Source organism: Acidithiobacillus concretivorus (assembly GCF_018853445.1).
Taxonomy (GTDB): Bacteria; Pseudomonadota; Gammaproteobacteria; order Acidithiobacillales; family Acidithiobacillaceae; genus Acidithiobacillus; species Acidithiobacillus concretivorus.
Genome location: NZ_JABELD010000068.1, coordinates 36,768 through 57,878, shown reverse-complemented (window position 1 = coordinate 57,878; position 21,111 = coordinate 36,768). Strand labels below are relative to the sequence as shown.

The 21,111-nt window shown below is 53.4% G+C and carries 22 protein-coding genes and 1 riboswitch; of the genes, 21 read left to right on the top strand and 1 reads right to left on the bottom strand.

The window, feature by feature from the left end; all coding sequences use genetic code 11:
• The first annotated feature begins 4 nt into the window (after positions 1–4).
• From HJG40_RS09585 to HJG40_RS09505, 17 genes are all read left to right on the top strand, one after another.
• Positions 5–685 carry a hydrogenase gene (locus tag HJG40_RS09585; protein ID WP_215863981.1) on the top strand — a complete coding sequence of 227 codons (681 nt, stop codon included), beginning with the start codon at positions 5–7 and terminating at the stop codon, positions 683–685.
• Between the two features lie 3 nt (positions 686–688).
• Complete coding sequence (locus HJG40_RS09580; RefSeq protein WP_215863980.1) at positions 689–2,152, top strand: proton-conducting transporter transmembrane domain-containing protein; 1,464 nt, start codon at positions 689–691, stop codon at positions 2,150–2,152.
• Positions 2,149–3,642 (top strand): hydrogenase large subunit, encoded by a 1,494-nt coding sequence (locus HJG40_RS09575; protein WP_215863979.1) that lies wholly within the window; start codon positions 2,149–2,151, stop codon positions 3,640–3,642. Before HJG40_RS09580 ends, HJG40_RS09575 begins: the two co-directional genes overlap by 4 nt.
• Before the next feature lie 9 nt (positions 3,643–3,651).
• On the top strand, positions 3,652–4,443 hold the full coding sequence (locus HJG40_RS09570; protein ID WP_215863978.1) for an NADH-quinone oxidoreductase subunit B family protein: 792 nt from the start codon (positions 3,652–3,654) through the stop codon (positions 4,441–4,443).
• Complete coding sequence (locus HJG40_RS09565; protein WP_215863977.1) at positions 4,433–6,397, top strand: proton-conducting transporter transmembrane domain-containing protein; 1,965 nt, start codon at positions 4,433–4,435, stop codon at positions 6,395–6,397. The genes HJG40_RS09570 and HJG40_RS09565 overlap by 11 nt, the downstream gene beginning before the upstream one ends.
• 17 nt (positions 6,398–6,414) lie before the next feature.
• Positions 6,415–6,792 (top strand): fluoride efflux transporter CrcB, encoded by a 378-nt coding sequence (gene crcB / locus HJG40_RS09560; RefSeq protein ID WP_215863976.1) that lies wholly within the window; start codon positions 6,415–6,417, stop codon positions 6,790–6,792.
• A gap of 14 nt (positions 6,793–6,806) precedes the next feature.
• Positions 6,807–7,124: a putative PII-like signaling protein gene (locus HJG40_RS09555; protein WP_215863975.1), complete on the top strand. Its 318-nt coding sequence runs from the start codon at positions 6,807–6,809 to the stop codon at positions 7,122–7,124.
• Positions 7,121–7,507 carry a HEAT repeat domain-containing protein gene (locus HJG40_RS09550; protein ID WP_215863974.1) on the top strand — a complete coding sequence of 129 codons (387 nt, stop codon included), beginning with the start codon at positions 7,121–7,123 and terminating at the stop codon, positions 7,505–7,507. Before HJG40_RS09555 ends, HJG40_RS09550 begins: the two co-directional genes overlap by 4 nt.
• 68 nt (positions 7,508–7,575) lie before the next feature.
• Positions 7,576–7,638, top strand: a riboswitch (Fluoride riboswitch).
• A gap of 354 nt (positions 7,639–7,992) precedes the next feature.
• Complete coding sequence (locus HJG40_RS09545) at positions 7,993–8,226, top strand: hypothetical protein (protein ID WP_215863973.1); 234 nt, start codon at positions 7,993–7,995, stop codon at positions 8,224–8,226.
• The gene (locus HJG40_RS09540) at positions 8,223–9,185 is read left to right on the top strand and encodes a respiratory chain complex I subunit 1 family protein (RefSeq protein ID WP_215863972.1); all 963 of its coding nucleotides are present in this window, start codon (positions 8,223–8,225) and stop codon (positions 9,183–9,185) included. Before HJG40_RS09545 ends, HJG40_RS09540 begins: the two co-directional genes overlap by 4 nt.
• Positions 9,182–9,862, top strand: a complete 681-nt coding sequence (locus HJG40_RS09535; protein ID WP_215863971.1) for a hypothetical protein — start codon at positions 9,182–9,184, stop codon at positions 9,860–9,862. The genes HJG40_RS09540 and HJG40_RS09535 overlap by 4 nt, the downstream gene beginning before the upstream one ends.
• Positions 9,852–11,336 (top strand): proton-conducting transporter transmembrane domain-containing protein, encoded by a 1,485-nt coding sequence (locus HJG40_RS09530; RefSeq protein WP_215863970.1) that lies wholly within the window; start codon positions 9,852–9,854, stop codon positions 11,334–11,336. Before HJG40_RS09535 ends, HJG40_RS09530 begins: the two co-directional genes overlap by 11 nt.
• Entirely contained in the window at positions 11,333–12,904 is a 1,572-nt protein-coding gene (locus HJG40_RS09525; protein WP_215863969.1) for an NADH-quinone oxidoreductase subunit D-related protein, read from the top strand. Before HJG40_RS09530 ends, HJG40_RS09525 begins: the two co-directional genes overlap by 4 nt.
• Positions 12,904–13,641: an NADH-quinone oxidoreductase subunit NuoB gene (gene nuoB, locus HJG40_RS09520; protein ID WP_215863968.1), complete on the top strand. Its 738-nt coding sequence runs from the start codon at positions 12,904–12,906 to the stop codon at positions 13,639–13,641. The genes HJG40_RS09525 and nuoB overlap by 1 nt, the downstream gene beginning before the upstream one ends.
• Positions 13,641–15,755, top strand: coding sequence for a proton-conducting transporter transmembrane domain-containing protein (locus HJG40_RS09515; RefSeq protein WP_215863967.1), 2,115 nt, complete (start codon positions 13,641–13,643; stop codon positions 15,753–15,755). Before nuoB ends, HJG40_RS09515 begins: the two co-directional genes overlap by 1 nt.
• A gap of 137 nt (positions 15,756–15,892) precedes the next feature.
• Complete coding sequence (locus HJG40_RS09510; RefSeq protein WP_215863966.1) at positions 15,893–17,146, top strand: class I SAM-dependent methyltransferase; 1,254 nt, start codon at positions 15,893–15,895, stop codon at positions 17,144–17,146.
• 284 nt (positions 17,147–17,430) lie between these two features.
• Positions 17,431–18,009 (top strand): TMEM175 family protein, encoded by a 579-nt coding sequence (locus HJG40_RS09505; RefSeq protein WP_215863965.1) that lies wholly within the window; start codon positions 17,431–17,433, stop codon positions 18,007–18,009.
• 3 nt (positions 18,010–18,012) lie between these two features.
• Here the strand turns inward: HJG40_RS09505 and HJG40_RS09500 are convergent, their stop codons facing one another.
• Positions 18,013–18,879, bottom strand: a complete 867-nt coding sequence (locus HJG40_RS09500; protein ID WP_215863964.1) for a pirin family protein — start codon at positions 18,877–18,879, stop codon at positions 18,013–18,015.
• Between the two features lie 276 nt (positions 18,880–19,155).
• Here HJG40_RS09500 and HJG40_RS09495 point away from each other — a divergent pair, with 276 nt between their 5' ends.
• From HJG40_RS09495 to HJG40_RS09480, 4 genes are all read left to right on the top strand, one after another.
• Positions 19,156–19,524 carry a hypothetical protein gene (locus tag HJG40_RS09495; protein ID WP_215863963.1) on the top strand — a complete coding sequence of 123 codons (369 nt, stop codon included), beginning with the start codon at positions 19,156–19,158 and terminating at the stop codon, positions 19,522–19,524.
• A gap of 91 nt (positions 19,525–19,615) precedes the next feature.
• Positions 19,616–20,161: a Slp family lipoprotein gene (locus tag HJG40_RS09490; protein WP_215863962.1), complete on the top strand. Its 546-nt coding sequence runs from the start codon at positions 19,616–19,618 to the stop codon at positions 20,159–20,161.
• A gap of 67 nt (positions 20,162–20,228) precedes the next feature.
• Entirely contained in the window at positions 20,229–20,636 is a 408-nt protein-coding gene (locus HJG40_RS09485) for a hypothetical protein (RefSeq protein WP_215863961.1), read from the top strand.
• A gap of 78 nt (positions 20,637–20,714) precedes the next feature.
• Entirely contained in the window at positions 20,715–21,059 is a 345-nt protein-coding gene (locus tag HJG40_RS09480; protein ID WP_215863960.1) for a hypothetical protein, read from the top strand.
• The last annotated feature ends 52 nt before the right edge of the window (positions 21,060–21,111 follow it).

The window sequence follows — 21,111 nt, the reverse complement described above, 5'->3', positions numbered from 1 at the left end:
ACACATGCTGATATTTCATCTCGGTCCGCTGGCCACCTCATTATTCAGCCTTCTCGCTATCCTCGCGCTGGTTTTATCTTTTGTCATGCTCGCTTCGCACTGGCTGAAAAATCATGTGTATGCTTTTGCGGCCGAGTCCTGGACGATTGCGGCCATATCTGCATCTATTGGCTACTATGGACATTATCCCGAGCTGTATATTATTGCGGCATTGACGGCCTTGTTTCGGGGCACCTTCTTACCGTATCTGGTCCTTCGACTGGTTAAACGACTGGATATTCAGCGCGAATTCACCCCGCTGCTGAAGCCTTCTTCCAGTATGATTCTGGGTGCCGTACTGGTGATTTTTTCTTATGAAGTATCCCGGCAACTGGGCATTGCTCTCCATCTGACTGATAATATTGCTGTACTAGCCCTGACCTGCATGTTCAGTCTCAAACTGATCGGTTTTTTGATGATGATTTTGCGTTCGGAGGCTATCAGTCACATTCTTGGCTTGCTGGTCATCGAAAACGGAATATTTTTGGGTTCGCAAATTCTGGTTCCGGGTATGCCCGCGCTACTCGAACTGGTGATCATTTTTGACTTGCTGACGATCGTCATGGCCTTCGGAATGCTGGTACGATTCCTCCAGACCCATGCTGGCACAACCAGTAGCCGTGGCCTGCAAAAGCTGGTGGGTTAACCCATGATAAATTTTGATGCACTGATTGCCGCACTCTGGATTATCCCCGGCGTTGCCATCATTCTGATGCTGGCCCTGCGTCGGCCGCATCTGGCCGAGTATCTCAATCTGCTGACTTCCATAGCGGTTTTCGGCCTGACTCTGGCGATTCTCGTGGCTGTTCCCGACAAGGCTCTGGTCATCGGGAAGCAATATATTTTATTGACCCCATTGGGCGCCTGGGTCCTGTTTTGTGTGGGCCTGGTATATTTGCTGGCATCCATCTATGCCATTGGCTACATGCGCCTGCTTCCCGAAGAAAAACCCCGGCTGCACAAATACTATGCCCTGCAAGCAGGTTTTGCCCTGACCATGCTCATTGCGCCGTTGATGAATAATCCGGGCATTTTCTGGATTGCCATTGATTTCACCACCATAGTCAGCGCTTTTCTGGTGGGTTTTGAAAAAGAAGCCGAATGCATAGAAGCTGCCTGGAAGTATCTGATTGTCGTTTCTGCGGGGCTGGCTCTGGCGCTGTTGGGTATCATCCTTTTTTACTGGGGTGGCACCTTTGTGCTCGGTCCGACTTATGCCCTGACCTGGGACAATCTCCGTGAAGTCGCCCCCAAGGTTCCCGAAACCCTTTTGTTTTTGGCTTTTCTCCTGACTCTGGTGGGTTTTGGCACCAAGGTGGGTCTCGCCCCCATGCACACCTGGCTTCCGGATGCCCATAGCGAAGGTCCAGCCCCGGTATCCGCCATGCTTTCCGGTGCTTTGCTCAACATTGCCCTGCTGGGGATATATCGTTTTTTATCCATTGTCGACAGTGGTGGTTACAGCCTCATGGGACACACCGCACTATTGGTCCTGGGCGTACTGTCGCTCTTTGTGGCAGGTATGTTTATTGTTCGGCAGGATGGTGCCAAGCGCATGCTCGCCTATTCATCCCTGGAGCACATGGGGGTACTGGCCATTGGTTTCGGCTTTGGTGGCCCCATTGCCTTTGCCGGAGCCATGTATCACATGGTCAATCACTCCATGAATAAATCCCTGATGTTTTTCGGGGCGGGCAACATGATGCGCGCTTACGGCACCAAGTCCATGAGTAAAATGCGGCAGGTACTGCGCTACTACCCGGTGACGGGCGCCCTCTGGTTACTGGGTGCCGTGGCTATTACCGGAGCCCCGCCCTTCGGATTGTTTTTATCGGAGCTGACCATTTTACGAGGTGGCATTCTCAGTCCCAACCCCTGGGCGGTCTGGGTGATGGCCATTTTGCTCATTCTCATATTTATTGCCTTCATGAATCATTTTAGGCGCATGATTTGGGGCCCGGAACCGGAACCCGATGAGGCGCCCACGCTCAAGTTATCCCTGTGGAATAGCCTACCCATGTGGCTGGCCCTGATTCCTGTACTGGTACTGGGACTTTGGTGGCCCAGTGGCTTGTGGGGATTTTTCCAACAGGCATTTATGGTGCAACCATGAATATGCACAGCCCAATGAACAATTGCAGCCTTCGCGCTGTCACGACTGAGCAGCTCGCGGCAGTTGCCCAGGAATGCCTAGATCAGCAGATGCGTTTCCTTATGGCCTGGCATGACTGGGAAGATCAACAATGCGTCGTACGCTATTTGTTGAGTCAAAAAGACAATCCCGAATTTGTCCTGTTGGAAGTACGCGGCACGGATACCCTTCCTTCGCTTGCGGCGCTTATTCCGCTCTTGGGCTGGTACGAACGGGAAATGCAAGACCTCGGTGGCCTTCATTTTACCGGACACCCCGAACCCTTCCCCCTGATTATTCACGAAGGCTTCAGTGTTCCCCAGCCGCCACTCGGGATAAACGGCAGTTCAGGTCATTTAAGCGGCATTTACCAGCCACCTACCATGCCCGAAGTACAGGGTGACCAGGTGCAGGATTTGTATTGGGGACCGGTGCGTGCGGATGTGGTAGAAACCGGTGAATTTCACTATTCCTATATTGGTGAAGCCATTCTTCATTATCACCCGCGCCTGTTTTTCAAGCACCGGGGTATGGAAGCCCGTTTTGCCGGCCAAGACGCGCAGCGCAGTGTTTACCTGGCCGAGCGGGTTTCCGGAGTGGGTAGCGCCTGCCATGCTCTCGCCTATTGTCAGGCCGTAGAAAATGCCTGGGGCATTGAAGTCCCGCCTCGGGCGCAACTGCTGCGGGTGATCCTCGTAGAACTGGAGCGTCTCTATAACCATTTCCACTATTTTGGACAGTTGTCCAAAACCACGACCCTCAAAGTTGGTGCCGCCACCGGTTTCCTGATGGAAGAAAAAGTCAAACAACTGGCTGGAGAATTAACGGGTTCCCGTTATTTGCGCAGCTTGCTGCGGGTGGGTGGGCTCCGCCGGGACTTGCAGGCCGAGCATTTGGCGCACGCCCTGGAGCCCATCATTGACGAAGGCGAGGCTTACCTGGATCGACTGCAGCAAACAGCAACCCACCTGGATCGACTGATGGGCACCGGCGTACTTTCGCAAAGCGCCGCTTTTGATCAGGGTGCCACCGGCCCCGTCGCCCGCGCTTCCGGGCTCGATCGTGATTTGCGCCGGGACCACCCTTATGCGGCTTACCACAAATTACGTTTCAACGTACCAGTGCGCCAGAAAGGTGATGCCATGGCCCGCAGCGAAGTTCGCGCGGAATCCCTGCGGGAAGCCATTGCTCTGCTGGTACAGGCAGCGGGTCGTCTCAAAGCCGGTCCTGTTCATACGGAATACGAAGTGCCAAGTGGAGCACAGCAAGGCCTGGGCTGGGCCGAAACACCGCGAGGCACACTGATTTACGCCGTCCGGATTGAGGATGGACGTCTGCAACGGGTTAAAATCAAATCACCCTCGTTTTCCAACTGGCGGGTGTTTCCACTGACGGTACATGGTACCAACATGATGGATTACGCCATTAACGAAGCGAGCTTCGGCCTCACCATTGCCGGTTGCGACCGCTAGGAGAAAAGCATGCCTTTATGGACCTGGACAGGACTCAAAGCCGGTAAAGCGGCCACCCGCTGGCCCAAAAGTGGACCCGATGGGCAGGAGGGGGTATTAGGCATGCCGCGCCTGAATATTGATGCCTGCCGCAGCGGTTGTGATCTTTGTGTGCAAAGCTGCCCCACTCAGGCCATTCATCAGGTGAATGGCGAACCGGTGATTGATTACGGGCGCTGTATTGTCTGCCAGCGTTGCGTGGAAGAATGCCCCGAGGGAGCCATGCAAAGTTCCTATGACTGGGCTTTTGGGGTGCGTCAGCGCAGTGACCTGATCTGGTCATCCGCACTGGAAAGCAGCGCAGCCGGAGACCTGCGTAAACGCATTGCGGCCAGCCAGCGTCGCAGTCTGCACATTCGCCATGTGGATGCCGGTTCCTGCAATGCCTGCGAGTCCGAAATCAGCGCGCTGGACAACCCCTTTTATAATTTGCACCGACTGGGCATTTTCTTTACGCCCTCACCACGTTTTACCGACCTGCTGATGGTTACGGGACCCGTAACCGCCGCCATGCACGACGTGCTGCTGGCCACCTGGGAAGCCATGCCCGAACCACGTAGTGTCATGGCTACAGGGACGTGTGCCGTCTCAGGCGCGCCCATGGATGAGGGCTATGCCGGTGGATCCGGACTGGAAGACATTCTGCCAGTGGACATCTGGCTGCCGGGCTGTCCACCCAATCCGGCAGCACTTATTCATGCCTTGCTGCTGCTGGTAGAACGCATGCCGCAAAAGGTGTCAGGAGGCCATTATGCTCGATAGTTTCCTGCTGGGCGCACTGCTTTTTGTTCTCGCCATTCTTCTTGGTCTGCTGCGCCTGAGCTTCGGCGCACGTATTGCCCTCATTTTCGGCACCATAGCAATACTGGTGGGTAGTGTCCTCAGTTTGGCTACAGGATCAGGTCCTGATACTGGACAGCTTTGGTCCCTGGGCACCATCCCCGTCACCTGGCACCTGCAGGCGGCTGCCGCCTGGCTGGTATTCTGGGGTGGACTCGCCGCGTTGGCCGCCTTCCTTTCACCCAGCCGCGCCAAAAATCCTGGCATCTGGATGTCCGGGGCAGGATTGGCTTTACTGGGAAGTCTCGGGGTTGCCGGTTTACAGGAAGGAATCGCCTTTCTGATTGCCTGGGAATTTTTGAGTTTTGGCGGTGCCATCATGCTGCTCGCCGACGGGCTGCAACAACGTGAAAAAAGCGGTCAATCCAATTTGTATATGCTCGCGCTGCTCGAGATTGGCGCCGTCGCTTTGTTGTTGTGCCTGCTATTACTAGGGGCCAGAAATACTGAATTTGCGGCCTGGGCGGGGTCTTGGGCAACTTATGGCGCAGCGGCCTTTGGCATTGCCGTTTTGTTCATTATTGGCTTCGGTGCCAAGCTGGGTATTTTGCCCTTCTACGAGTGGTATCCCGGTGCCTACAGTAGTGGCAGCGGCGCATCGGGGGCATTATTATCCGGCATCATCCTCAATGTGGCCTATTTTGCCCTGGGCCGGGCCATGCTTGACTGGTTACCTCGGAGCAGCGCCACCGGCACCGGTATTTTACTGGTTGCATTGGGCACCATCACCGCCATTTTGGCTATTTTATATGCCTTTCAGCAGGAAGACTGGCGCCGCCTGCTGGCTTTTTCCACCGCTGAAAACGCCGGATTAGCGGTCGTCGCGCTGGGCGCTGCCTCTCTGTTCCGGGCTGACGGTTTAAATATGCTCAGCACCCTGGCCTGGACGGTCGGCCTCATTCATCTGGGCGGTCACAGTCTGGCCAAAGGCAGCATGATGCTCAGTGCCGACCGGGTCGCCAGTGTGCGCGGCGATTACAACATAGCGCAGAGCCGGGTGCTGGCACTCGCTCCCTGGACCCTGGGCATCGGCGCACTGCTGGGCGCCATGAGTCTCGCCGCCATGCCGCCTACTGCCGGGTTTGCAGGAGAGTGGTATTTATTTCAGACGGTCTTTCAGGATTTTCATCTGACCAGTTCTGCCGCCAGAGTCACCCTGGCTTTGGGTGGAGCGGGGTTGGCACTGACTGCCGCCATCGCCCTGGCCACCATGATCAAAGTCTTCGGCCTGGGTTTACTGGGTCGCGAGGAAAACCAACACCGCATTACCGGACGCTGGCCCATTCTCGCATTGGGCTTGTTGGTTCTGGGGTATGCTGCGGCACTTCCCTGGACCCTTGGCTTTCTCGCCGAGGACAACTGGCCCGCTGTTCCCGCCGCCCTGGCCAGCATGGTGAAAGGACCAATTCTGATACCGCTGCGTTTTCATTTTGCGTTTATTTCACCGCCTCTGCTGCTGCTGATGGGACTGCTATTATCTTTAATTCCATTAGCCATGCTGGGCTGGAGTCATCTCCGTCAGGGGCGCAAGCGGGTACCGGTCTGGGGTCACGGATTACGCCAGATCCCGGCCAACAATGCGGTCACGGCTTTGGCTTTTTCCAATGCTTTGCGTGAATTCTACAGTTTTGTTTATCGCCCCAGCACCAATACCCGGAAAAGCCATAGCGAAAGAAATTATTTCGTTCGTGAACTGCATTTTGATTACAGTCAGGCCCCGGTATTCGGTCCCTGGTTATTTCGTCCCGTGGTGCGTTTTGTGCAAATTATGAGCGACCGGCTGGGACTGGCCTTACAAAATGGTTCTCTGAATGCCTATCTGGCCTATATCGGAATACTGCTCATCATTATTTTTGCGAGTGTTTTTTATATTTAATTAAGTAAGGAGTAAAAATGTTTGCCACTTTCGGCTTCATCGCCGTATTTGCCGTTTTGGGTGCCTGGGCACGATATGGACAGAGTTTGCTGGTACAAACAGTATTCGGGCGGGGTTTTCCCTGGGCAACACTGAGTATCAATATCATGGGCTGCTTCATCATGGGTTTCCTTTTTTTTGAAACTCTCGAACGCATTTCTCTCAGTCCAGAATTGCGTACAGGTATACTTACCGGGGGCCTTGGCGCTTATACCACCTTCTCGACTTTCTCCCTGGAGACTCTGGTTCTTTTTGAAAACGGCGAAGCACTGAAAGGTTTGCTCTATATGTTTTCTTCACTGTTCCTGTGTGTAGCAGCGGCATTTGCCGGTGCTTGGGTATCCCGCAGTATTTAAGAGAGGTGAAAATCATGACCAGCGTTTCCGTAGTCCGTATTTACATCAAAGAAGGTGATAAACACGACGGCCACAATTTAATGGAGGAGATATTTCGCATGCTCCATGATCAGTACAAAGTGCATGGAGTTACTGCATTCCGGGGTATTGCCGGCTTTGGCAGCAAGGGCGTGGTTCATGCCGATGATGTCTTGCGCCTGAATGTGCATCTGCCTTTGGTGCTGGAGTTTTTCGACGAGCCGGAGACCGTCGATGCGGTCATGCCGCACCTGCTCGAACTGGTACCCGGCAATCACATTCTGCGTTGGGAAGCGGACTGCGGCTGCACATGAATCATCATTATTGCCCACTCTGCTTCGCTGAAATTCCGGTTGCTGTGGAGCTTTGTCCGGCTTGTGGTCGTAACATTGAGGCCTGGGAACGACAAACGCCTTATTATGATCGTCTGATCTGGGCGCTCAAAAATCCTCATTCGGAAGTAAGAATGGGGGCCATACTCAGTCTCGCCAATCAAAAGCATCCAGAGGCTGCCGGCCCTCTGGCTGAATGCGCCCTGGATTATCCTGTTGATGTGGTTCAGGGCATGGCCGTTCTCAATGCCATTGATCATTTGCCTGCAGGTACTGAAAAACGTCAGGCACTCGAAAAACTGTGTAAACATCCGGCCCATGCAGTACGCGTTTCGGCACAAGAAAGGTTTGACCGAATATCTTAAAAATATATAAAAAAACAGAAAATAAAACAGCGATAAAACTTGACGGATTAACTGCATAATAATAAAATAATTGACATGGTGATGAAGTCCACCAAATAACCGCCATTGTGGCTGATGACTTCTACATGACCCCAAATATCATTTGGCATGTGGGAGGCAATTTGATGATTTTTAAATTAATAAAACCATTCATCCTAATAGTTAAAACAGCATACAGGGTTGCGTGGATCTGACTATGCGTCAAATCGTTGCGCTCAAACAGTCCGTCGAAAGTCTCACCGACAGAGTCTTAAGAAAGACCGAAGAATATCCTAAAGTCGGCGTAGATCTTTGGATTTGCAATAATGGTACCGCCCATGTTATCCCTGCAATTCCCAAACTCAGATTTCACAAAAAACCTCCGACAACCGGCTGTGAATTTATCGGACATTATCAGCATCCCTGTTCGTGGCATAATGTAATTGACGATATTGAATGGGTGCTTCATGGCTAGTATCGCTACGGCGAGCAGTTTTGTAGGCGCTGCCATTCCTCTCAGTGTGGCTGTGCTGTTTCCACGTCTGGTTTTTCTCCCCCTAGTGGCTGCCAACCTGACGCTGATGGGCGTCGGCCTCACTCTGGGTCTCTGGGTGCAGGGTGCCCGCTGGAAATGGGCGCTGGGGCTCATGGGAATTGGTGATGTTCTGGCGTTGTTGGGCTACAAAGTAGGCCTATCATGACCCCCATCTGGACACACCTCGCCCTGAATCTCGGCCAAATAGCTTTTATTCTGGTGCTTTCTCCTCTGGTGGAAGGGGTACTGCACCGTATCGAAGAAAATATTCAGGGTAAAAGCGGGGTCAGCATCTGGCAAACTTATCGCGACATCTGGAAACTGTTCGGCAAAGATGAAGTGGTTTCAGAACAATCCACCTGGGTATTCCGCTTCGCACCGATTGTCGCTTTTGTGATGCCTATTTTCGTAGTTCTGCTGATTCCTGCTTTCACGGCTTACCCGCTGTTTTTTGCCTTCATGGGCGATATGGTGGCCGTAGGCTTCCTGATGGCTGTTTCCGGTTTTTTCGTAGCCCTTGCGGGCATGGATACCGGCAATATATACGCTGCGGTAGGTGCCAGCCGGACCCATATGGTGGGCTTTCTGGCGGAACCGGTTTTTATTATGGTGTTTTTCAGCGTGTCCTATGTGGCTAACAGCACCATTCCTTATTTTGTGAATGCCACCTGGGGGGCTTCCTGGAGCAGCATGCTGCAACCCACACACCTCATGGTCATTCTGGCTTTTTTTCTGCTCATTCTGGCTGATGAAGGGCGTATTCCGGTAGATAGTCCCGCAGGAAAAGTGGAAATTGCCATGATTGGTCATTCCAAGGGACTGGAATATTCGGGCAGCAGCGCGGCCCTGATGAAATGGGGAGGGGCCAGCAAGCTCATGGTATTGGCCCTGATTTTTGTAAATGTCCTCGTCACCCCCTGGGGTCTGGCCCCCACGACCCAGTGGACCGCCGTGCTTTCTGCTATGGGTCTGGTGCTCCTGAAATTGCTGGCCTTTGTGATTATTCTGGCACTAGTTGAAACCACCCTCGCCAAGTTGCGGCTATTCCGTATTTCTGAATTCCTGGCCGTAGCCTTTGTTATATGTCTTTTTGCGGTCAGCATCCGCCTGGTAGGCATCGCATGATGGCCCCGGTCAGCACCATTATGCTGAGCATTGACGGCTCGATAGCGGCTCTTTTTGTGGTATTCGGACTGGGAGTCATGGTGTCCCGACAGATGCTGGCCTCCCTGCGCTTTTTTATGTGGCAAGCCAGCGCTCTGACGGCATCTGCTCTGGCACTGGCTTACGCCCTGCAAGCGGTCAACCTGCTCTGGGTGGCGCTGATCACCTTCGCCACCAAAGTCATTGCTGTCCCATTGGTACTGCGCTGGGCCGCTGGCGAAGAAGTATATGGTCGCCGCGAAGTAGATCAGGCCATGGGAATACCTGCCTCGGTGCTGGTTGCCGCCATGCTCGCTCTGGTTGGTTGGTTTGCAGTAGCGCCAGTATTGCCGACCCTACATGGTGTGCCCTTTGCAGCCATCAATCTGCCGACCGGATTGATCATGGTGCTTTGGGGAGCGTTTACGGTCGCCGTGCGCCGCGAAAGCGTTGCGCAATTGATGGGTTTACTCATCATGGAAAACGGCGCCTTTTTTGGGTCCATAGCCATTGTGCACAACCTGACGGTTATTGCCGAAATTGCAGCAGCCGTCGATGTACCGATTGTCGCCCTGGTCATCGGTTTACTCATTCGCAGTATTCGCCGAGTCACAGGTTCTACCCGGGTGGGTACACTGGATAAACTCCATGAACAATGACTGGTTGCCTGCTCTTATTTTATTGGTGCCCCTGTCCGGCGCCCTGCTCGCGCTGCTCAATCGGCGTGCAGCACCTTACTTCAGTGTCCTGGCGGCTTTCATCACCCTGATTTTAGGGATCAGCGCGGCGTGGCATGTCGAAGCCCAGGGTCCTATCCATGCCAGCGATGGTCTGTTTGCCCTGGATGCATTGGGTGCCCTGTATTTACTTCCGGTCTGTTTTGTTTATTTCACGTCGTCCCTCTATGCCATAGGGTATTTATGGGCCAGACAGCAAGAACAAGCTAAGGACGAAGCCGAACCCCGCTATCGCCAATATTTTCCGTTGATGAATGTGTTCGCCCTGGTGATTCTGGCCGTTCCACTGGTTGCCAACCTCGCATTAATGTGGATTGCCATTGAGTTAACCACGGTATTTTCTGCTTTTCTGGTGGCTTATGAAGATCGTGCGGAAGCACTGGAAGCGGCCTGGAAATATGTCGCATTGACCAGCATGGGTGCCATGATTGCTTTGCTCGGCGTCCTGATGCTGTACTACGGAACGCATACAGCCGGTCAAGCACCCACCTGGGATGGCTTGCTGCGTGCCGCGCCGCATATGTCTGCTCCCCTGCTGCTCCTGGCTTTTGTGCTATGGCTGATTGGTTTTGGCGCCAAAACGGGTCTGGTGCCCATGCACACCTGGCTCCCGGATGCGCACAGCCAGGCACCCGCTTCTGTCTGCGCGGTTCTATCGGGCGTGGAAACCAGTGCTGCCCTGTATATGCTGCTCCGCATCTACCCAGCGCTGGCGGCAAATCCGGGCATTCATGATCCGGCCGCCTGGTATATGACTGCCGGTCTCATTACGGTGGGAAGTGCTGCATTCATGTTACTGCAGGTGCATGACTTCAAGAGAATGTTTGCCTATTCCACTATCGAACACATGGGCATCATCCTCACCGCCTGCGGGATTGGTGCCGCTATTCACGAACAGGGAACGGTCTATCAGCTATTTGCCCATGGTTTTACCAAGTCCTTCTGCTTTTTTGCGGCGGGTTTGGCGGGGATTATTTTTGGTACCCAGGAAATTGCCAAAGTAAGAGGCTTGATCAGTCGTTCTCCGGCTGTAGGCTGGGCCTTGGTGCTCGGCACTCTGGCCATCGCCGGCGCGCCACCCTTTGCACTCTTTTTGTCGGAATTCGAAATTCTCTATACGGGTTACAGCAGTGGTCAGTATCTGCCTACCGGCCTGTTAACGGCATTCATTGTCATTGCATTTATTGCCCTCGCCTATCAGGCTACGCGGATTGCTTTTGGCGCCCCGGACAATGTCCCGGAACAGCACACAGCGCCGACCATCAGGATTCCCCGCAGCAGTCTGGCAGCTATGGCCATCGCCTTCATTCCGATGTTTGTTTTTGGCTTTTATCTCCCGGCACCCTTGCTCCATCTGGTGCATGAAGCAGCGCTCATGCTGGAGGTGCCCGCATGAGTACTCCAAAGACATTGCCGGAGTGGTTGCAGAGCATTCCCGGTCTGCAACTGCATAAGCGTTCCGAACAATGGCTGCAGCTGCTCTGTCCTGCCGAACAGCTACCCGAACTGACCCGCCACCTGGTGGAAGAGGAAGAGGCCGAATTTGCCACCCTTCTGGTTGAAGAAAGTGCAGATGCACTGACTGTGCATTACTTTTTTTACCTACCCTCCACCGGCAATCTGCTTGAACTCAAAGTAGAGGCCCCGACGGGTACAGAATTACCGGCTATCAGTGATACGGTGCATGCCGCTGACTGGCATGAGCGGGAGGCCTGGGATTTATATGGCCTGCGTTTCAGTGGACATCCGTTCCTGGGCGATTTTGTCTTGCATGACGATGACTGGCCGGAAGGCCTCGATCCCATGCGCCGCCGTTTTGACGGGAGTCATCGTCCTGATCTGCATGGCTCTGGAGTGGACTGGGCACCCCCCCGTCTTTTGCAGGAAGAAGGGGCCATGGTTTTTCCCGTCGGTCCCGTCTGGGGAGATTTCAACGAATCCGGTCTTTGGCTACTGGAAACCCCCGGTGAACAGATTCGCTATTTACATACCCGCCTGTTTTACAAATATCGCGGCGTCGAAAAAATCGCCGAAGGGCGCACGGTAGATCAAGGCCTGCTCCTGGCTGAACGCTTTGCCGGCGCTTCCGCCTTTGCCCATGCTTGGGCTTATTGTCAGGCGCTGGAGCAGATTGCTGCCTGTCCGGTCCCCACCCGCGCCCAGCAATTAAGAATCGTGTTTGCGGAACTGGAACGTATCCGCCACCACGCTGCAAATATTGCGGAAATTGCCGGGTCCACGGCGCTGTCTGTAGCCAAGGCACTAGCCCAGGGAATTGTCGAAGACTTGCTGCGCCTCAGTGCCCGACTCTGCGGACATCGCTATTTTTTTGGTGTATTGACGCCCGGCGGTCTTCGGGAAGACCTGGATGAAAGCAAAATCAAACTGCTCAGACAAACGCTGCCAGAACTGAACCAACGCATGCAGCAGCTCGAAAAACAACTGGAAAACAGTTCCAGCTTTCTCGACCGCATTGAGGAAATGGGTACTCTGGATAATGAATTGGCGCGTATATATGGCGTAGTTGGTCCCATTGCCCGCGCTTCCGGCAGAAGCATTGATTTGCGTCGCAACTTGCCTTATGGCCAATACGTATTCCTGTCACCGGATATTCCGGTAGAACAGGAAGGGGATGGTTACGCGAGACTGCGCATATTTTTTGCCGAAAGCCGAATCAGCGTAAAAATCATTCTGGAGTTGCTACCTTTCATCGCGGATGGGCCAATACAAACGCCTTGTCCGATTCAGGAAGGTCATGCCCTGTCCTGGGTGGAAGCACCTTCTGGTGCCACCTTTCACTGGTTGCGCTGCACCGGTGACGGCACTATTACCCGCCTGCGCCTTGGCACTCCGGGTTTTCGCAACTGGCATGCTTTTGAAAGAGCCATTGAAGGCGCAGCATTTCAGGATTTTCCCATCATTCTGGCCACCTGGGGCCTGTCCATTGCGGAGAACGATCGCTGATGAGCTTTTGGCCATATTATGGATTGCAACGGGGAATCACCACGACCTCCTGGCCAGATGGTGCGGAAGACAGCCCCGGCATTACGCCGGGGCGCCCCCGCGCCGGAGCGACTGAGCGTGCTGAAGAAATTGCTGCACTTTGCCCCACCCAGGCACTGAAAGTCGTGAGCCAGGATGAGACTGATGGCGTCGCGGTCGATTTTTCCCACTGTATTCATTGCCAACGCTGCCGCCAGGGCGAAAATGCTCTGCCTTGGACCACGGATTTCAGTTGGGGAGCCCCCAGCACTTCCGCCCAGCCTTCTCTGGGATCACGTTTTACGCGTTCTCTTCAGGTGCTGTACGTAGATGCCGGGGCCTGCGGAGCCTGTGTCAATGAAGTCCGCCTGATTGATGCACCTCCCTACAACCTCCATCGTCTCGGTATTTTCGTGACCGCAACGCCCCGCGATGCCGATGTCCTGCTGGTTGCCGGTCCGATTACCGACGCCATGCGCACGGCCATCAGCAAGGCTTACGCAGCCATGCCTGAACCCAAACGGGTTATGGGCATGGGAACCTGCGCCATCAATGGCGGGGTATTTGGCGAGAGTTTTGCCTGTGCAGGTGGTCTGGAAAAAATTGTCCCGGTAGATTTGTGGTTACCTGGCTGCCCGCCACCGCCTCTCGCCATTATTCATGGGTTGCTCAGCCTGGTCGGACGCGTAGCACCTGCCGCTCTGGAGGAACAGCCCTGATGCTTTACATCATTGCTTACCTGCTTTTTGCCGCTGGTCCATTACTGGCGCTGATTCCTGGCCGCCGGATTCCCGCCCTGCTCGCCTGGTTGCTGATGAGCAGCGCCTGTGTGCTGGCGGGCATTCAGGGCATTATAGCTATTGCCGCAGGGCAGAGCCTGCCACTGATCACCCTCAGTCTGCCCATCATTGGCCCCTTTGATTTTGTACAAACTCCACTGGGTGGTCTGCTCATACTTATCACCTCCAGTGTTTTTGCTGTGGCCATTCCCTTTGTGACGCGCGATGCCAACCTTTATGCATCGGGACGACGTGGCCTGTTTCTGGGCATTGCCATGCTGACTTTAGCCAGTATGATCGGCTTTTTCCTGGCTGGCAGTATTGTTGCTTTCATTTTTTGCTGGGAACTGGCCGCACTGGCTATTTGGGGTCTCATCACCTTTGAAACCCGGCAAAGCAAACCTGTTGCCGCAGGACTGCTCACCCTCGCGCTTTCTGAATTGGGGAGTCTGGCCGGCCTGGTAAGCCTGTTGCTGCTCGCCTCTGCCGCTGGCACGCCACAACTGACCGGAATTGCCCATGCGGTTCCGGAAATGTCTCCAACCTTGTTGATGATCGCGGGATTATTGGCATTTTTCGGGTTTGGCATGAAAGCAGGCATCATTCCTCTCAATGTCTGGTTACCTGCGGCGCATGGCACAGCACCACGTTCCACATCCCCCATACTCTCCGGTGCCACGCTTAATCTGGGACTGTATGCTTTTTTGCGCATTGACGCCCCCGTTGCGCTACATCAACCGCAGCTCGGTCTGATTATTCTCAGCAGCGGCGCGCTCACCGCACTCATCGGCATTATCTATGCGCTCGTTGAAAAAGACATGAAACGTCTGTTGGCGCAAAGTTCAGTGGAAAACATGGGAATTGCTACTGCGGGTATTGGTGCCGGTCTAACCTTCGCCGCCTATGGTCATCCCCTGCTCGGCGGTGCCAGCATGGTGGCAGGTCTTTATCACATGATTAATCATTCCACCTTCAAGACCTTGCTGTTTCTCGGCGCGGGTGGCATTGACGCCAGCACCGGCACGCATAACCTGGATGAACTGGGTGGGCTGATGAAACGCCTCCCGGCTCTGGGCAGCTTTTTCCTGATAGGCGCTTTTGCCATTGCCGCACTTCCGCCTTTTAACGGTTTTGTCAGCGAATGGTTATTGCTGGAATCTTTGCTACGCGTCGTCGAAATACCGGATATACCCGTGCGCATCACTTTCGCGCTCTCCGGGGCCCTGCTGGCACTGACCTCCGGGCTCGCCCTGACCTGTTTTATCATGCTCCCCGGTAGCGCCCTGATGGGACTGCCGCGCTCCACTCAGGCTGCCAACGCCAAAAAAGCTCCCCTAACGGTCGTGCTGCCCATGGGCTTGTTGGCATTGCTGGCTTTGTTACTGGGCCTGGCCGCTACCCTCGTCATCCCGGTTTTGTCCAGGTTGGCGGCGACCCTGCTGGGGACGAATCCCACGGCTTCTCTGGTGCCTGATTTCTTCCATATTCCCAGCCAGGTTCCCATGGCTATCCGTCATGCCCTGGATCCCATTGGGGCCAGCCTGGGCGGAGCATTTCTGCCCTTGCGCAGCCTGGTCGTGATGCATCTTGATCAAACCCCTGCCCCGGTGGTCTACGCCATGTCCACTTTGCTCACCTTTGGGGTACTGGTAGTGATGCTTGGCAGCGTGTGGATTTTGGTGCGCGTTATACGCCGGCGCCGGGTCACCCGGAATACCTTGTGGGATGGCGGACTTACCCGCCTGCGTCCGGAAATGACCTACACAGCCACTACTTTTGCTGCGCCGGTACGTGTGGTGTTTCAGGGATTTTTTCATCCCTTGATTGAAGAAAACGAAGAACGCCACGGCGCCTTTGTACTGACACGCAGTTACCATCAGGTTATTACCAACATCTCCGAACGCCTGGTCATCCGGCCCAGCATTCGCGTGGCCCTGTACATCGCGAGTCGCCTCGCCAAAATGCACAAAGGACACGTAAATACCTATGCCAGCTATATCCTCGTCGCCATGGTTGTGGTGCTGGTTATTGTTGCCAGTGCAGGAACCCGTTAAATGGGTGCCTTCCGTCACCCCGATTCGCACAGTGTGCAAAATGGACGGAAATGGATTGTTCTATAATCAAGTCAGGGGGTTTCGACCCCAATAGAAGACTTTTGACTATTTCACTTGCTAATTAAAGGAGTTGTTACGTGAAAGACTTACGAACCACCTTTCTGGATCATGTCAAAAAAGGCCTCAATGGCAAGGCGCTGCCCTTACGGGTCTTTTTTTGGGATGGTCACGAATATGCTTTCGATGAACCCACATTGGTCACCATGCATCTCAAATCCGCCAAGGTCATTACCCAGTTACTCACCGGCAGCGCCCTGGACGTATTAGGCGAAGGTTATGTGGAAGGCAATATTGGCATTGAAGGACGCTACCAGGACATTCTGGCCGTTGCCGAAGGCCTCAGCGACGCATTTCCGGCCAAAAAGCCCAAAACCGGCATTCTCCACAAGGCGTTACACAGCAAAGCCAAGGACAAGGAAGCCATTCACTATCATTACGATGTTTCCAACGACTTCTACAAGCTTTGGCTAGATCGCAACATGGTGTACTCCTGTGGCTATTTCAAAACCGGCAAAGAAGATATTGATGTTGCCCAAGAGCAGAAACTGGATCACATCTGTCGCAAGCTCCATCTGCAACCTGGCGAAAAACTTTTGGATATTGGCTGTGGCTGGGGCGGCCTGCTGACCTGGGCCGCTAAACACTATGGCATTCAGGGGGTGGGCGTTACCCTCAGTGAAGAACAGTTTGCCTTTGCCAAAGAGCGCATTGAAAAAGAAGGTCTCGCCGATCGGCTAGAAATTCGTCTGCAGGACTACCGCGATATTCCCGAACGCGATTATTTTGACAAGGTGTCATCCGTCGGCATGTTCGAGCACGTGGGTCGTGCCAAGTTACCCGAGTATTTTGAAGTCATCAACCGGGTACTCAAGGAAGGCGGTTGGGTCATGAATCATGGTATTACCGCCAGCCAGCAGGATGACGAGGGGGGACATCATTCCGGCAGTGATTTCATGGATAAATACGTGTTTCCCGATGGGGAAATTCCTCACCTCTGGCGCCTCGTCCGGGATATGGCCGGACAGAATCTTGAGGTGATTGATGTCGAAAACCTGCGTCCACACTATGCCCAGACCTTGATTCATTGGGTAGATCGCCTGGAAGCCCATAAGGACGAAGCTATCGCCATGATCGGAGATAAACGCTATCGGATCTGGGCCATTTATATGGCAGGATGCGCTTACGCCTTCTGGCGTAACTGGTCGGCGTTGCATCAGGTGCTGGCCATCAAGCAAACTGGAGAAGAACTCACTCCGCGCCCCTGGGAACGACGCTATCAATATGACAATGATCAATACCGTCTGGCTGAACCGGATTGGGGCGATTTGTAAGCCCGAAATATTCCCTCACGGAATAATCATGCTTAATATACCCTGACTGATCAAACTAAAAAAGGCAGTTGGCTTGGGGGCTTTGCCGCGACTTTGGCCCGCGCCGTTGTTGTTCTTGGTGAAATCCTGCGCCCGTCAGGAGAGCTGTTTGAGCCCAAAGGGCGAGTTCTCTCCTGACAGCAGGGTGAGCCTTAGAACAACAGGCAAGGGACGTTGGAGCAAAAAGCCCCCAAGCCAACTGCCTTTTTTATGATCAAATAGCTGCAGACAGTCAGGGAGAAAGTATGGGCAGAAACCGCTTGGAAGCCTTCAGTGATGGTGTTATTGCCATCATCATCACCATCATGGTCATCGAAATGAAGGTACCTCACGGGGAAAATATGGCAGCACTGTTACCCGTGCTGCCCGTATTTCTCAGCTACATAATGAGCTTCATTTACGTCGGTATTTACTGGAACAACCATCACAACATGCTGCAAGCCAGTGGAAAAATCACCGGCAGTATTCTCTGGGCCAATTTGCATCTGCTGTTCTGGTTATCACTTTTTCCCTTCGTCACCAGTTGGATGGGTGAAAACCATTTCGCCACAGCACCGACAGAATTATACGGCGTGGTCCTTTTCATGGCTGCCATTGCCTATTTCATCCTTCAGCAGCGCATTATCGCAGCCGGAGCACCGACCCTGCGGCGCGCCATTGGTCGGGACTGGAAAGGAAAAGTCTCGCCCGTCTTCTATTTCATAGGCATTATTTCCGCTCAATGGTCACCCACAGGTGCCAAACTTATTTATCTGGGACTCGCTTTTTTATGGTTGATTCCAGATCGCCGGATCGAAAACCTTCTTGTCGACAGCAAAGAATGATAATCATTGTTCCATCTGCCCAAACCGGCCACTTCTGAAATCTGCAATGGCCTGTTGAATTTCCGCTTCCGTGTTCATGACAAATGGACCATATCCGACAATAGGCTCATCCAGCGGTTCGCCACTGAGCAGCAAAAGCACCGCATCACTGTGGGCTTCGATGGAAAAATCCTGGGCCGCAGCATCCAGCACCAGCATCTGCGAAGCCTGTAGCACCTTTTCACCGTTCACCATCACTTCTCCTTGCAACAGCACCAGCGCCACATTCCATCCTTCGGGCAGCGTCCATTGACTGCGCCCCCCGGCCAGCAGGCGAATATCCCAGACCTGTAGCGGCGAAAAAGTTTGGGCCGGGCCTTTTTCTCCGGCATATTCACCTGCAATCACCCGTAATGATCCAGCCTGTTCCGGCAACGCCACTTGCGGAATATCTCCATCTACAATGGCCTGATAAGCAGGCGTCGTCATTTTGTTACGCGCCGGAAGATTCACCCAGAGTTGCACCATCTCCAGCTCGCCCCCGGCTGCCGTGAATGCTGGCGAATGGAACTCCTCATGCAAAATTCCTGAGCCCGCAGTCATCCATTGCACATCGCCGGGGCCAATTATTCCGCCACGACCGGTTGAATCCTTGTGCGCGACCTCGCCCTTATAAACAATGGTGACCGTCTCAAAACCCCGATGCGGATGGGTACCCACGCCACGCGGCTGTTCACTGGGGGTAAAATGCATAGGCCCGGCATGATCCAGCAGCAAAAAAGGGCTCAAGATTTTGCCGTGTTGATGATAAGAAAACATCGAACTGACCGGAAAGCCATCGCCGACCCAATGGGAAGGCGGTGCATCATAAATACCCAATATTTTTTTCATGCTGATCTCCTTGAGAAGCGTCCATACTGGCTACGCTATTAATATAGATCTTGATCCAAAACATGCGTAGTGGCCAAATTTGCTTATCAGCGTCTCATATATAGGACAACGCATCCGTACGCGCCCTGATAGATTTTCTCAAAGCGCGTTTTGCCGGGCTACAGGAAGGCAGTCCGCATTTTTAGCCGACGCCATTACACTTGAAACCAACTTTTGGTCCCAGATATGGTCGTATAGGGTATACTGTTTATGGAGAATCCACATGGAGGAGCCGTCATGCCCATGGTCAATATCATGAGTATCATTGGAGTCATCATTGCACTGGGCATCCTTGCCTTTCTGGTCCTGGCACTGGTCTATCTGATTTCGCCACAAAAACTGGACAGTTTTCTGCGGGGAATCGGCGTTCATCGCGGCATTGGCATATTCACTGCCAAAAATGTATTTACGGTACTGTCGCGCCTGGCCGGAGTCATGATTCTTCTTGGCGCGCTGACCATTGCCATGGTTTTGTTTCAGTCCTGGCCCAGAGGATGGCTGATCCCGGCTGCGCAGGAACTTGTCATGGCTGTCATTTTATTTGCTGTCAGCTACTGGGGAAGTCGGAGCAAAGCCCATGACGGTAGACCGGGAACTTCCCGTTAAGCTAAAATTCAAGGGCTTGGACTGGCTTTGAACCAATCCAGGATTATGTCGGTCAATATGCGGGTCAGTCTCATTTTTGCGGAGCAAAATCATGACGAAGCAACGCTTGGCTTTATGGACCACCCTGATCAGTGCGGCCTGCCTTTCCGGTTGCGCAACTGTTACTCCGGTCAGTGGTAGTTTTCCAAACATCACCCCTGTCGCCGCACAAAGCGGCAACTTCAATGGCCACCAGGTTCGCTGGGGTGGTAAAATCATTGAAACCCGACCCGAAACGCAGCAAACCTGCTTCACCGTCATGGGTGAACCCCTGCGTAATAATGGCAGACCCCAGTCGGAAGAAGGTGAGGCGCATATTGGTCGCTTTGTGGCCTGTGCACCCGGTTTTTATGATCCCATGCTTTATCGTCCCGACCGTGAGGTCACTTTTATCGGAATGATTACCGGCACTGAGCACCATGATGTAGGTCAGTTCAGTTATACCTATCCCAAGCTGGCAGCGAATACCGTGTATTTGTGGCCTATAGAACCGCCCCGTGCACAGGTGGAGCAACAGGTTTTTGTCGGGACCGGCTTTGGTTTCTTTCCTGGTTGGTACGGACCCGGTTGGGGATATTGGCCTCGGGGCCGCTGGTAGCCTCTTCTTGTAGCATAAATGATTGACTGAAATTTCATCTCGCTATGATTGAAAAAAGGAAAACAGAATGCTGAAAAGAGCTTTACTGGTATTACTGTGCAGCACCTCGCCGTTTATTTTTCAGAATGCATGGGCGGCCAATCCCGGCGACTGCAGCATTTCGGCACCTGATCACAGCCAAAAACAATTTGATCGCTTGATGACAGCCCTGGTTCACAAGGATTTTAACCTATGGACACAAAATGCAGATACCCAGTTCACGACAGCGGCTTCAGCGCAAAGCTTTAAGGAAATGGCTGCCGGGCTTGATAAAAAATTGGACCTGCAAAATCACTGGACGGCGAATTATGTGACCACCCTGAACGAAGGAAAATATCGGAGCGGAATATGGCGCCTGACCATGGCCAACGGCCAGCAGGTTCTGGTTCAGATTACCTTTGTTTACAATAAAGTTGCAGGATTTCATGTGCTGTGAGAGATTGCTCGTAGTCAAGCCGGGGGTGGGCGTCACCATGGCCTGCTCCCTAAAAACCTGCTTTATTGAGGATTTGTCATGAAAAAAACCTATATTTCTGCTGCACTCGGTTCCGCTTTTGCTTTGTCCATGGCGGCATTACCGGCAACCGCCATTGCCGCCACCATTGGCACGGCGACCCTGCAGCCAGTAGCCATGATGGGCAGTAGCGCCAAAAATGAAGGTAATTGCTCGCAGATGATGGGCAAGGGTCAACAGGAAGGCAATTGCTCAAAAAACATGAACAAGATGCCCCCCAAAGCTGCAAATAACGCCAAGGCGAAGGAGGCACATTGCGTCAGTAAAACGGCCATCAAGGCCCATGACGGAAAATGCGGCAAAAAAACCATGGAAAAAATGCACAAGTCGGCCATGGCTTCCTGATTGCACCGTCTTCGTCGTTTATGAAGCCCACGTCAGCCCACTCCGCGCTGCC

Bases quoted from the DNA above. Each gene is read 5' to 3' on its own strand.
- HJG40_RS09585 (WP_215863981.1), top strand. From the start codon at position 5: ATGCTGATATTTCATCTCGGTCCGCTGGCCACCTCATTATTCAGCCTT.
- HJG40_RS09580 (WP_215863980.1), top strand. From the start codon at position 689: ATGATAAATTTTGATGCACTGATTGCCGCACTCTGGATTATCCCCGGC.
- HJG40_RS09575 (WP_215863979.1), top strand. From the start codon at position 2,149: ATGAATATGCACAGCCCAATGAACAATTGCAGCCTTCGCGCTGTCACG.
- HJG40_RS09570 (WP_215863978.1), top strand. From the start codon at position 3,652: ATGCCTTTATGGACCTGGACAGGACTCAAAGCCGGTAAAGCGGCCACC.
- HJG40_RS09565 (WP_215863977.1), top strand. From the start codon at position 4,433: ATGCTCGATAGTTTCCTGCTGGGCGCACTGCTTTTTGTTCTCGCCATT.
- crcB (WP_215863976.1), top strand. From the start codon at position 6,415: ATGTTTGCCACTTTCGGCTTCATCGCCGTATTTGCCGTTTTGGGTGCC.
- HJG40_RS09555 (WP_215863975.1), top strand. From the start codon at position 6,807: ATGACCAGCGTTTCCGTAGTCCGTATTTACATCAAAGAAGGTGATAAA.
- HJG40_RS09550 (WP_215863974.1), top strand. From the start codon at position 7,121: ATGAATCATCATTATTGCCCACTCTGCTTCGCTGAAATTCCGGTTGCT.
- HJG40_RS09545 (WP_215863973.1), top strand. From the start codon at position 7,993: ATGGCTAGTATCGCTACGGCGAGCAGTTTTGTAGGCGCTGCCATTCCT.
- HJG40_RS09540 (WP_215863972.1), top strand. From the start codon at position 8,223: ATGACCCCCATCTGGACACACCTCGCCCTGAATCTCGGCCAAATAGCT.
- HJG40_RS09535 (WP_215863971.1), top strand. From the start codon at position 9,182: ATGATGGCCCCGGTCAGCACCATTATGCTGAGCATTGACGGCTCGATA.
- HJG40_RS09530 (WP_215863970.1), top strand. From the start codon at position 9,852: ATGAACAATGACTGGTTGCCTGCTCTTATTTTATTGGTGCCCCTGTCC.
- HJG40_RS09525 (WP_215863969.1), top strand. From the start codon at position 11,333: ATGAGTACTCCAAAGACATTGCCGGAGTGGTTGCAGAGCATTCCCGGT.
- nuoB (WP_215863968.1), top strand. From the start codon at position 12,904: ATGAGCTTTTGGCCATATTATGGATTGCAACGGGGAATCACCACGACC.
- HJG40_RS09515 (WP_215863967.1), top strand. From the start codon at position 13,641: ATGCTTTACATCATTGCTTACCTGCTTTTTGCCGCTGGTCCATTACTG.
- HJG40_RS09505 (WP_215863965.1), top strand. From the start codon at position 17,431: ATGGGCAGAAACCGCTTGGAAGCCTTCAGTGATGGTGTTATTGCCATC.
- HJG40_RS09500 (WP_215863964.1), bottom strand. From the start codon at position 18,879: ATGAAAAAAATATTGGGTATTTATGATGCACCGCCTTCCCATTGGGTC.
- HJG40_RS09495 (WP_215863963.1), top strand. From the start codon at position 19,156: ATGCCCATGGTCAATATCATGAGTATCATTGGAGTCATCATTGCACTG.
- HJG40_RS09490 (WP_215863962.1), top strand. From the start codon at position 19,616: ATGACGAAGCAACGCTTGGCTTTATGGACCACCCTGATCAGTGCGGCC.
- HJG40_RS09485 (WP_215863961.1), top strand. From the start codon at position 20,229: ATGCTGAAAAGAGCTTTACTGGTATTACTGTGCAGCACCTCGCCGTTT.
- HJG40_RS09480 (WP_215863960.1), top strand. From the start codon at position 20,715: ATGAAAAAAACCTATATTTCTGCTGCACTCGGTTCCGCTTTTGCTTTG.